This is a genomic window from Paenibacillus kobensis NBRC 15729, from assembly GCF_004000825.1.
GTDB lineage: Bacteria > Bacillota > Bacilli > Paenibacillales > Paenibacillaceae > Paenibacillus_T > Paenibacillus_T kobensis.
In genome coordinates this window covers 44,889-56,924 of sequence record NZ_BILZ01000040.1, presented here as the reverse complement: position 1 = coordinate 56,924, position 12,036 = coordinate 44,889, and the positions used below count along the sequence as shown (strand labels likewise).

8 protein-coding genes are annotated in these 12,036 nt (G+C 57.4%); 5 read left to right on the top strand and 3 right to left on the bottom strand.

What is annotated here, in order from left to right; all coding sequences use genetic code 11:
* The coding region (locus PKO01S_RS20235; RefSeq protein ID WP_164779688.1) for a glycerate kinase at positions 1-501 on the top strand (501 nt) is incomplete at its 5' end.
* 505 nt (positions 502-1,006) lie between these two features.
* Here the strand turns inward: PKO01S_RS20235 and PKO01S_RS28895 are convergent.
* Together PKO01S_RS28895 and PKO01S_RS20230 are read right to left on the bottom strand one after the other, a co-directional pair.
* Positions 1,007-1,177, bottom strand: coding sequence for a hypothetical protein (locus tag PKO01S_RS28895; RefSeq protein WP_164779687.1), 171 nt, complete (start codon positions 1,175-1,177; stop codon positions 1,007-1,009).
* 74 nt (positions 1,178-1,251) lie between these two features.
* Complete coding sequence (locus PKO01S_RS20230; RefSeq protein WP_127533258.1) at positions 1,252-1,653, bottom strand: hypothetical protein; 402 nt, start codon at positions 1,651-1,653, stop codon at positions 1,252-1,254.
* A gap of 323 nt (positions 1,654-1,976) precedes the next feature.
* On the opposite strand from PKO01S_RS20230, the gene PKO01S_RS20225 reads away from it, so the two are divergent.
* From PKO01S_RS20225 to PKO01S_RS20215, 3 genes are all read left to right on the top strand, one after another.
* Positions 1,977-4,070: a methyl-accepting chemotaxis protein gene (locus tag PKO01S_RS20225; RefSeq protein WP_164779686.1), complete on the top strand. Its 2,094-nt coding sequence runs from the start codon at positions 1,977-1,979 to the stop codon at positions 4,068-4,070.
* Positions 4,071-4,236: 166 nt separating this feature from the next.
* Positions 4,237-5,949, top strand: a complete 1,713-nt coding sequence (locus PKO01S_RS20220; protein WP_127533256.1) for an SWIM zinc finger family protein — start codon at positions 4,237-4,239, stop codon at positions 5,947-5,949.
* Positions 5,946-8,987 carry a DEAD/DEAH box helicase gene (locus PKO01S_RS20215; protein WP_127533255.1) on the top strand — a complete coding sequence of 1,014 codons (3,042 nt, stop codon included), beginning with the start codon at positions 5,946-5,948 and terminating at the stop codon, positions 8,985-8,987. Before PKO01S_RS20220 ends, PKO01S_RS20215 begins: the two co-directional genes overlap by 4 nt.
* Positions 8,988-9,056: 69 nt before the next feature.
* Here PKO01S_RS20215 and PKO01S_RS20210 read toward each other — a convergent pair whose 3' ends face one another.
* Positions 9,057-9,581, bottom strand: a complete 525-nt coding sequence (locus tag PKO01S_RS20210) for a YwhD family protein (protein WP_127533254.1) — start codon at positions 9,579-9,581, stop codon at positions 9,057-9,059.
* 240 nt (positions 9,582-9,821) lie between these two features.
* Between PKO01S_RS20210 and PKO01S_RS20205 the strand changes: the two genes are divergently transcribed.
* Positions 9,822-11,978 carry a M1 family metallopeptidase gene (locus PKO01S_RS20205; protein WP_127533253.1) on the top strand — a complete coding sequence of 719 codons (2,157 nt, stop codon included), beginning with the start codon at positions 9,822-9,824 and terminating at the stop codon, positions 11,976-11,978.
* Positions 11,979-12,036 lie beyond the last annotated feature (58 nt).

Below are 12,036 nucleotides of genomic sequence, written 5' to 3'. Positions count from 1 at the left end.
CCCGCCGAGGTTCAACAGCTTGACCGCGGGCTTGTCCGCTTCGCGGATGCCGTTCGCGAGCAGCTTGGCCACGATGTGCAGCGCATCGCAGGCGCTGGCGCTGCCGGCGGCCTTGGCGCCGCTTTCGCCGGCCTGCTCGGCGCCGCGCTGCGGCCTGGCGCCCCGCTTGTGCTGGAGGCAGCCGGCTTCGAGCGGTTGCTGGACGGCTGCGACTTCGTCGTAACCGGCGAGGGCAGGCTCGACGGCCAGACGGCACGCGGCAAAGCGCCGCTCGCCGTCGCGGATGCCGCACGCAGACGCGGCATCCCCGTCATCGCCCTCGCCGGCGAGCTCGCAGCCGACGCCGCGGCGCTCAGCCCGCTCGGCATTACGGCCGCGTTCCCGATCGCGCCCGGTCCGATGACGCTCGAGCAGGCCATGCAGCCGGACGTCGCCCTTGAAGGGCTCCGACGCACGGCGCGCGAGCTGTTCCGGTTGCTCCGCGCCGCCGGGAATAATTGACCGCATCGCTTACGCATCAGCGCCAAGCCGTCAGCAAACATCTCGGGTTGGCTCACGGCCGGCGGTTGTTGATTGCTGGTTGACGGCTTGTGGTTGGCGGTTGACGGTATTGTTCTCGTCATCTCCCCGCTGCTTCATTGCATTTCATACAACCAATCCGGCCCGATTCGTCCCTCAGACCGGATTCCGTTGTATTTTATACAATGAACAACCCGCCAATAGGGGCAAAACTATCCCAAGTCGCTTCGTTTGCCTTTTTCCCATTGTATAGAATACATCGAGCATCGAACCGAGCTTTGGATGGGTTGTTCTTCATTGCATGAAATACAATCAACCTCACTACCTATTAACCCCGTCAAATATTAATAACGTGGCAGGGACCTTATCGCACTTCCCACCCCTCTATTCACGCCCTTCTCCCACCCTATCCGTACCTTATTTCACACCCTTATTCACGCCTAACTGCCCCTATTCGCCCCGCCTTCTCTTCCCCCGCCGTTGCCTCTTACTCAACAACTCCCGCTGCTCGGTTACTCTCACTCGTCACATATTGGACCTGCAGCCGCTCATATACTGTTCCATCTTGCATCGGGAGAGTGAGCGCATGTCCGATCGGCCGTCTGCTTGTCACGTCAAAGTCGCTGGCGATGGATCCGCGCCGCATCCAACGCTTCATCTTCCAGTCGCCCCAACCATCGGCATACCGTCTTCAATTTCACAGATCCCGCAACCCCCACAACACTCGCGGCCTCATCCGCACGTAGACGCCTTTGCCGTCTCATCAATCGACTCATGCTCAACTGAGCAGATAATGTCCGCTTCCGCGGCCAATGCAGCCCTATCGTCCACCTTGCCGGATGCATCGCCTGCTGCCCTCCGCTGGATGAGTAAGGTCCGCCGTGTCGGGCCGGTCGGCGGCGCGGTACTCGTACTGGCAGCACATGCTGTGCATTTGCTTGCCCTGCCGCTGCTCGCCGCTTGGCTCGGGCTGAACGCCGCTACATCGCCGGACAACGGATCCGCCTCCTCCCTGTTGAGCGGACACGCCGGACACGCCGGACTCGGCGGCTCCAGCAGCCTGACGATGCGATGGGCAACCGACCTGCTGGCCGCCGCCACGGTCGCCGCCGCAATCTCCATGTGCGGAGCCATGGCCCGTTCCTGGCGGAACGTTCGCAGCCACCCGCTGCCCTGCATCCTTTACACGCTAGTTGCCCTCTTGTGTGTCGGAATGGTTCTCATCTAATTCCACCATGTGCCAATTACCTCTCACAGAGTTCCTCTCCAACTATTCGAGCAGTCCGAGCGGTCCCCATCGCTTAGACTGCTTTCTTTTTCGTCATTAAATGTTACATATTTGTTAACTCCAACCTTCCCGTATTCCATTCTATGCAAAAAAGTTATTGGATTTTTGTTTCCAATCGAATACAATGTCAGTAAACCTGACACAAAAGTCCGGATACGGAGGTATTCCTATGCTTAAACCATTCCTTTACATCATGAACCGCTTAAATTACAATCAAAAGTTTATGCTGATCGGGCTCTTATTTCTCATCCCTATCGGTTTCATGTCCTATTCTCTCACATCAGAAATCCAGAAGACGATCACAATCGGCAAAAACGAGCAGCACGGCGTCGCCTTCCTAAAGCCCGTTGAGCAATTGCTCATCGTCGTCCAGAAGCACCGGGGACTCGCGAATGCCTACTTGAATGGCGATACGAGTGTAAAAGCCGATCTCGAGCAGCTAGAGAAGGATTGGCAGCATTACATCGAGGAAATTAACAAGAAAAATACTTTATATGGCGAATCATTCGGTACCAAATCCGAATGGAGCGGTATCGCAACCCGGCTGGCTATGCTTCAGGAAGAATATACGAACCTATCGGCACCCGTCAGCTTCACGAAGCATACGACATTAATTAGCGACTTGTTGAACTTTAACGTGACGGTCTCTGATTCATCCGGGCTGACGCTTGATCCGGAGAAGCATACCTATTACTTAATGGACATGCTCGTGCAGCGTCTGCCTCTTTTGACCGAGATGGTCGGCAAGACGCGCGGCGAAGCAACCGGCACACTGCTGCGCGGCAAGCTGGAAACGACGGAGAAGCAGCAATATATGCTCGACTATGACCGTATTCAGAACGCGATTACCGGCTTGCAGAAGGATTGGACCAGCGCGGCCGGCTATAACGATGAGGTGACAGAGTTAAAAAAAGTCTATACGGACGCAGCCGCAGCCGTCCAACAATATGGAAGCTTGCTCAGCACAGAAATATTGAGCGGCAAGCTGTCCATCGACAGCAACGAATACTTCGATCGAGGGACTGAAGCGATCAGCAGCATAACAGCCTTGTACGACGGAACGTCGGCCATGATGGACCGCCAACTGCAGCACCGCATTGACCGGGCCGTGAACGATCTCACCCAAATGCTCGTTCTGACAGGCATCATTTTGCTCCTTGTCGTGATGTTCTTCATCGCCTTCTACCGTAATGTCCGGGGAACGATTCTGTCGCTCGAGAAGACGGCAACCCGGCTCGCCGAAGGCGACGCGAGCGCGCGGGCTAAACTGGCAACACGGGATGAACTGCGAGGCGTCGGAACTGCCTTCAACCGAGCTGCAGAGGCATTCTCTAACCTGCTTCGTTCGAATCATACCGTCGTGAGCCAGCTCGCGGCAGCATCCGCCGATATGGAAATGGCGGCAAGCACGACGACGCAGGCGACCAATCAGATCGCGCAAGCCGTTCAAGAGCTCAGCTCGATGGCCGATCAACAATCGGCCGTTTCCGATCAGAATGCGGAAGCGATGGCGGAGATGGCGGACGGCATTACACGGATCGCAGAGTCGGCCGGAGCCGTCTCGGATAGCGCCAGCCAGGCCGCGGCTAGCGCTGCTAACGGGCGCGCGGCCGTCGCCGATGCATCGAAGCGGATGTCCGCGATTCGCAAACGTTCAGACGAGACGGCCGTGGCGCTCGACCGGCTCGGCGAACTGTCCGGCCAAATCGGTTCGATCGCCTCTGTCATGACGGAGATCGCGAACCAGACCAATTTGCTCTCGCTCAATGCCAATATCGAAGCGGCACGGGCTGGCGAACACGGCCGCGGCTTCGCAATCGTCGCACAGGAAGTGAAGAAATTATCCGAGCAATCCCGCCAATCTGCTGACGAGATCGGCGCCCTCGTAACGGAAGCGGCAGACGGAATTCGCGAAGCTATTGAAGCGATGAGCGGTAGCGCTGCAGAGACCGCCCGCGGCATGGCGTCAATGGACCAGCTAACCGAGCTGTTCGACGGCATATCGGATGCGATCGGCCACGTCGCGCTGCAGATCGGCGACGTATCAGCCTCATCGCTGCAATTGTCCGCCTCGACGGAGCAAGTCGCCTCATCCGTACAGGAGACATCCGTTCATTCCCGGATTACGCTCGGGAAGACGCAAGAGGTATCCGCTTCGACAGAGGAGCAGCTCGCCAGCATGGAAGAAGTGCTCGCCTCATCCGAAGCTCTGAACGCTACGGCAGTTAGACTCCAGGAAGAACTTCGCCGTTACAAATATTAAGCCGCAAATTTAAGCCGTATATGATTTATAGCCTTAACAACCCCCAAAGCCGGATAAACCGTTCGATGATGACGAGCGGTCTATCCGGCTTTTCTTCAATTGTCCGGTTCGTATTGTATAATAATGAAGATGAATTAATCCTATTGAACGTTTAGGAGATTATACGATGAGCTCTCTCTCCCCAACGATAGACGATAACAGCTGGCAGCAGCTGCTTGCGCAAGCTGCCTCGCTGTACAACGATGTCACGCTGTCGCGCGGCTTTCAATACTACAAGCAAGGCCGAGTTCGATCCTACACGCCTCTGAACGACCAATTGATTATGGCGGTAGTCGCCGGATCGGATCATTACAACGTCAAGCTGAACGCGGACAAACTTTCCGCAAGCCGGTGCGAATGCCCGGTCGGCAGCAATTGCAAACATATCGTGGCAGTGCTGCTCCAGTACGCGCAGCGCGGAGGACGCCCTGCTGCCGCTGTCATCAATGCCAAGTTGGCTGGCGCTGCTTCATCCGCTTCAACGGTTTCATCGGCTTCAACTGCCGAAAGATCATCTGCATCTCCATCCGTTTCATCCGTTTCAACGCCTTCAACAACTCAGCCCGCTTCAGCCGCAGCAGCTCCGAACCGCCATGAGCAGCTGATGCTTCAAGCTAAACGGCTCCCGGAGCTTCCGATGAAGGAATGGCGCGAGTTGTTCGAGCAGTGTACGCAATCGCTGACCGATACCCGCAGCCTGTCGAACGGACAATCTATACTCGCGCCAATTAAGCGGGTTAAGCCTCCGCTCTCCGAGGAGCTTGACGCACTGTACGAGCTGTATGCTCGTTTGTTCGCACTTGAGAAGCTGCTCGCCGGAACCCAACAGCAATGGCAGGCGCTCGGCTACTTCTACAGCTTTCAGTCACAAGAAGCGCTGTCGGCTTTAACAAGAGAGATCTCCGATCTGCTGGGCAGCCGCACGCCATTCACAGCTTCTTCCGGCACCGAACAAGAGGCTGGCATCCGGCAGCGGCTCGCCGATATTACCGACGATGTACGCCGCCAAATGCTGATGGAACACGGGATGCTCCGGTCTTTTCTGAACGTGTACATGCTGCTCTGGTCGACTTGGCTGAAGCCTGCACGAAGAGAGGCCGAGCCTTACACGGCAGAACTGGAGAAGCTGCTCGCAGCCCAGCCTTTGACAGGCGATGCCCGCTCCCGGCTGCCCATTCAGCTTGCAAGCAGCTGGATGCACTTTTACTTATCGCAAGACGAACAAGCATGGGACATTCTCCGCGAGGCGAACAGAGGCAACGCCATTCTGCCTTCCGATTTGACCGACTTCCTGCGCGCCCTCCCGTCCGAGCAGGACTGGAGCCGTATGGAGCAATGGCTCGTTGAGATCGGCGATCTGCTCAGCGTCCATCGGACGCTTGAACTCCCTGCCTATATAGCCGGCTGGTATAAGCTGGTGGAGCATAGGCCGGAAGCCGAGCCCGTCATGTGGCAGACGCTGATCGGCATGATGCCGGCTTCAAAGCACATCTATGAAGAAGCGCTGCTTACTTACGGCAAGTGGCGGCAGTGGATCGACTATCAGATGAGCACAGGCGTAGAGCCGCTGTCGCATCGCGTCACGGAGCTAGCACCGATTGAGAAGCACGCGCCGGAGGCTCTTCTGCCCTACTACCATCAAGCGGTCGAACGTTACGTTCTGGCTAAAAATAGAGACGGCTACAAATCAGCCGTTAAGCTGCTGAAGCGGCTCGCCAAGCTATATAAGAAGCTGAAGCAGGAACCGCGCTGGGCGCTGTTCCTTACTGCTTTCGCGGACCGGCACAGCCGGCTTCGCGCCCTGCAAGAGGAGCTCCGGAAAGGAAATCTGGTCGAATGAAGCAACAATATCTTGAAACGATCCAACTTCAAATCAGTCTGACGAATTACGGCGACGCGTTGATATACGGCTCATTGGCTTCGAATGACCCCGTATCCGGGCTGTTCATCAAGCAGCGGCTGTTCGCATGGCACGAGCCGTCCTTTTATGGCACCGAGCTGGCCACCCAGTCGATTCAAGACGTCGAACTGGTGCTGCTGCCTGCCGAACAGGTCATTCCGTTCTTAGCCGGGCAACCGTTGCTGGAGCATATCGAATGGATCTGGGAAGGCGATGCCCTGCCGATCGTCGCGGCCGCCCCATTGCTTGCCGCTTGCATCGAACAACGGCGGTTCAAGCCAAGCTTCGCCGCGATGAAAGCAGGCAAGCCGCTCCAATGGACTTGGGACGCCGATAAGTTGGAGTTGGAACCTGATGAACAAGCGCTTCTCACCGCTTTGACGGATGAAAGGTACGCTTTTGCCGAAGGGCTTCAAGCCGCTTTCTCCGCCTCCGTCCACCAGATGCATTACGGCTCCGAGGCGGCTTCGGCCGACTTGCGGCAAGAGTTCCCGCTTCTCTTCGCCGGCAATACGCCGCAGAATGCCGGCTTCGACGAGGGGGCTTGGCTGGTCGCAATTGGTTGGAAAGCAGACACCGCCCCCTTCCGTCCTCTGCTGCAATTGTTGGAGCCGGACGAAACCGATCCGGATTGGCGGATCCAGCTCGTATTACAGGATAAGCTCGACCCCGCTTTGCTCGTGGCGATACGGATGGCAGACGACGGCCGCGCCTTCGGCTCTTGGCCCGCGTCATGGTCTTCGGCGGTCCAAGAACGGTCAGCCGGATGGCTGGACCGTCTGCGCGCCTGCCTGCTGCCTGCACGGTTAGCCGGCGGACGGGATGATCTCCTCAGCGCTCCGATGCCGGATGAAGCAGCATGGCAATTCTTGACCAAAGACAGCCAGCGGCTGATGGAAGCCGGATGGCAAGTGCTGCTCCCGGCGTGGTGGGAAGCCGCCAGCAAGAAGAAGCCGCGGCTGAGGGCCAAAGTCCGCGATGCCGCTGGCGCCCGAGGAGCCGGACAATCGTTGTTCGGCTTGCATGCAATCGTCGACTTCGATTGGCGCATAGCGATCGGGGACGCGGATCTTACAGAAGCAGAGTTCAACGAGCTTGCTACCCGCAACGAGCGGCTCGTCCGCTTCCGCGGCCAATGGATCGCACTCGATCCAAGCTTGCTCACCCAAATCCGGCGGGCCATGGACGGCATTGATCAATCGCAAGGGCTGTCGTTCCAGGACGTGCTGCAGCTTCACCTAATCGGCGGTCAAGGCCAAGGTCAAGGCGGCAGCTCTGCCGCCGGGTCGCCGGACCGCAGCGCCGAACGGGAAGAGCGCATCAAGCTCGAAGTCGAATTGAACGCCCAGCTCATCGAGCTGGTTAATCGGCTCGGCCAGCCTTCCGAATGGCCGCTCGAGCCGCCGCCGGCCGGACTCCACGCCGAGCTTCGGACCTATCAGCGCGAAGGCTTCGCCTGGCTCGCCTACTTGCGCCAATTCGGACTCGGAGGCTGTCTGGCAGATGATATGGGACTCGGCAAAACGGTGCAGTTGATCGCTTATTTGCTGCATACGAAAGAAACAGCCGCCGCCGTTCCGACCGCATCCGGCCAGCCGCCGATGCCTGCGCTTGTCATTTGTCCGACCTCCGTACTTGGCAACTGGCAGAAGGAATTGAGCCGATTCGCGCCATCACTGCGCGTCACGCTGCATTATGGGAGCAAACGCCGAAGCGGCGATGCGTTTCTCGAGGAGGCCGTTCATGCGGACGTCATGCTCACTTCCTACTCGACTGCCGCACTCGATCAAGAGCTGCTGCAGCGCTATCGCTGGTCCGCTATTTGCTTGGATGAAGCGCAAAATATTAAAAACGCACAGACAAGACAATCCGCTGCGATACGCAGCTTCTCTGCCGATCACCGCATTGCACTGACCGGAACGCCAATCGAGAACCGGCTGTCCGAGCTGTGGTCCATCTACGACTTCGTTAATCCGGGTTATCTGGGCAGTGCCAAGGGGTTCCAGCAGCGGTTCGCCAATGCGATTGAGAAGGAGCGCGACGAGGAACGCACACAGGAGCTGCAGCGTCTCGTCAAGCCGTTCATGCTGCGCCGCAAGAAGAAGGATCCGAACATTCAGCTTGATCTGCCGGACAAGAACGAGATGAAAACCTATGTGAATCTGACGCCGGAGCAAGGTGCCCTATATGATCAGACCGTTAGTGATCTAATGGAGAAAATCAAGCTGCTCGAAGGCATCGAGCGCAAAGGGGCTATACTTTCGGCGCTGACGAAACTAAAGCAGCTGTGCGACCATCCGGTTCTCTTGACGGGAGAGCCGCTGCCGGAGCCGGAACCTAAACCGTCTGACTCCGCCTCCACGGCCGCTGCCGATCGGGCAGAGGATGAACGCGAATCCGGCTTGAGCATGCTCATTGCACGTTCGTCCAAGCTGGAACGTCTGCTGGAGATGGTGAGGGAGCTGCGGGAGGAAGGCGACCGCTGCCTTATTTTTACCCAATATATCGGAATGGGCACTATGCTGAAGCAGGTGCTGGAGCAGCAGTTGCAAGAGCCGGTGCTCTATCTGAACGGCAGCACATCCAAGACGGCGCGGGACAACATGATCGAACAGTTCCAATCCCAGACTCTTCCGGCGGACGAGCAGCCAAGCGTATTCATCCTATCGATTAAGGCAGGCGGCGTCGGCCTCAATCTGACAGCGGCGAACCATGTGTTCCACTTCGACCGCTGGTGGAATCCGGCCGTGGAGAACCAGGCGACCGACCGCGCTTACCGGATGGGCCAGACACGCGACGTCCAAGTGTATAAGTTCATCGCCCTCGGCACGCTGGAGGAGAAAATCGACGAAATGCTCGAGAGCAAGCAGCAACTCAGCGATAACGTCATTACGAGCTCCGAAGGCTGGATTACGGAGCTGTCCACGGACGAATTGACAGATCTGTTCACGCTCCGGCGCGATTGGAACGGCGGCTAGGCTCCCTGATGCATACAAAGAAAAGGCGGTTCCAAAGTCATTCGAATGACTTTGGAACCGCCTCTTTGTTTAGACCTCAAGCGTTTGCTTCAACTCGTCCGAAGAACGGTCCCACCATTCCTGATTATGCTCGACGAGCAGCTTCTTCAGCGCCGCCTTCTGCTCCGGTCCGAGGTTATCGAGCATGAACCGGCGCTTAAGCGCGTAGTCCAGCCGGTTAACATGATCGGCAAGCAGCTTCCAGCCGCGCCGTGCCTCGGTATCGATCAACATCTCGCATGCCGTTGCTCCTCCGTAGAACGAGCCTTCCTCATTACGGTCCACCGCTACCCATACGATCCAGCATGGTCTGCCGTTCGGAACATCTTCCTTATTCGGGCTGAACTTAATCCCCTTCTCGATCTTGCTCTTCGCGTGCATCGCACCAACGTCGATCACCGCTTCCGCACCGTCGATAATGACGGGAGAAACCGCGCTCAAATCGATCGAACCCGCTCCGAAACCGCGGTGTTCCTTATTGCTGACCACGTTAAGAGACAGCGACTTCTTCGGCTTCGGCGATTCCGCCGATCCGCCTTGACCTTGTTGTTCCATCTATGTTCACACCTTTCCGCTTACGGTGCCGCGCCGACGCCCCCTACGTGCTGGAACGGCGTCAGATTGCCTGCCTCTACCTGAAATCCGCAGCCCTCTGACGGGCGGTCCAAGCCTGCGAGACCGCGCCCCGCGTGAGTTTGTCCGCTTACGCCCACAATAATTCCATTTTAGCTAATAATCCGCGAAATGCAAACATATACATGCCTTAGATGCTTGTCAACGGGAGGGAATCGTTCAATGACTCCACGACACGTCAAAGGAATGGCCGTCGCACTGCTCCTGACCGCTGTGCTCGGTTACACGTCGTCCCAAGGGTTCGGCGAAGCTTGGAAGTCGCACTATACCTATGCCTATGCGCCCGATGAGGTCCATGTCACCAGCTCGGGCATTGCCGTAGATGCGAACGACAGGCTCATAGAAGCCGGAAGTCCGGACCGTGCCGTTCATTCAGACGCCGATCAAGGCAAGGACAAAGACGCGAACAGAAAAAGCAGCTCTGGCAGCAGCACCGTCTCCACCCCAGGCAGCCCGCAAAGCGGCGCAAGTCCGCAAGGCAGTCCCGAGCCGAACTCCTTTATGACGCCGGATGCCCAGACCCTCAGCAAGAGAGTGTCCGAATACCATATCGACGTGAAGCTGGATGAGACAGGCCGCACGTTGAATGGGCAAATGATCGTCACTTGGACAAATCCCGGACGGCAGCCGGTGTCCGAGCTGTACTGGCATCTGTACCCGAACGCCTTCTACTCTCCGAAGTCCTCGTTCATGCGCGAGTCGGGCGGACAGCTTCGGGAGGACCGCGCCACCGCGAACAGCTCCGGCTACATGAACATTACCGAACTGCTGACCGAGCAAGGACAAAGCTTGCTTCCGCGCCTTCATTACGTGCAGCCCGACGACGGAAATGCGGATGACCGCACGCTGGCCAAGCTTCGCCTTCAGACGCCTGTCCCGCCGAACAAGAGCGTGACGCTGAAGGTGAACTTCGAGGTCGGACTTCCCGAGGTATTTGCCCGAATGGGCTACGCCGGCGATTTCGTTATGGCCGGCCAATGGTTTCCGAAGCTGGCCGTGTACGAGACGGCAGGCACTCGCGGACGCGCAGCCGAAGGGTGGAATGCGCATCAGTACCACGGCAATTCCGAGTTCTACAGCGACTTCGGCATCTACAGCGTGAACATTACCGTACCGCAGAGGTATAAAGTAGCCGCCACCGGCTTCCAGACGAAGCCGATCCAGACGGCCGGCGATTGGAAAAGCTATCAGTTCTACGCCGATGACGTACACGATTTCGCATGGGCAGCCTCTCCTGATTTTGTATACGAGGAAGAATCGTTGTCCGCTCCAGGCATTCCGGGCGTTCGAATCAAGCTGTACCTCGACCCGCTTCATGCCGGCATGAAAGACCGTTACCTGCACGCCGCCAAGTCGGCACTTGTAAAATATGCGCAGTGGTACGGGCAGTACCCTTACTCCACCCTGTCGATCGTCGTCCCTCCGAAAGGGGGCAACGGCGCAGGCGGCATGGAATATCCGACGCTTGTCACCGCCTTCGCCGCCGAGGACGATAACCCGGGTTACTCGCTCGAACGGACGATTGTGCATGAAATCGGACATCAGTACTGGTACGGCATGGTCGCATCGAACGAGTTCGAGGAAGCATGGCTGGACGAAGGATTTACTTCCTACGCCGAGGACAAAGTGATGGAAACAGAATACGGCGTCATGCCGAACCTTGCTATCGAATCCAGCTATATGACCGATCCGGCACCGCTTAAGCAGCTGTCTTGGTCGTACCACAGCCATGATCATTATGCAGAGAACGTATATATGCGCGCCAAGCTCGTACTCGTCGGCATTGAGAAAGCGGTCGGCGATCGGACGATGCAAAAAATATTGCGGACCTACTTCCAGAAATACAAGTTCAAGCACCCGTCAACCGCCGATTTCGAACGTGTCGTCGAACAGGTGACGAAGACCAAATGGAGCGATTATTTCCGGCAATATGTGTACGGCAGCCAGATGGCCGACTACGCCGTCGACCGGATTACCGTCAAGCCGGTCCGCAGTCAAGACAGTACGGCACAGTACGAATCGGTCGTGCAGGTGCGCAAGCTCGGAGGTACCGTCGGCTCGATCCCGATCGTATTCCAGTTCACAGACGGCACGACGATGACACGCAATTGGGACGGTTCAGACGCGAGCATCCAGTTCAAGTTCACCCACGGCGCTCCGCTTCAATGGGCAGCCGTCGATCCGAAGAATACGAACGTGCTCGACAACAAGCATATCAACAATTATATGAAAGCCGAGCTGCCGGACCGGACGCGAGCTCGATGGAGTCTGGGCGCAGCCAAACTGCTCGACGGCATTATCGGAGCGTTCGGCTGGTAATCCCCTAACAGCTCAGCTCTTCCCGCATTCGCATGGATGACGAATCGCCCTCTCGAAC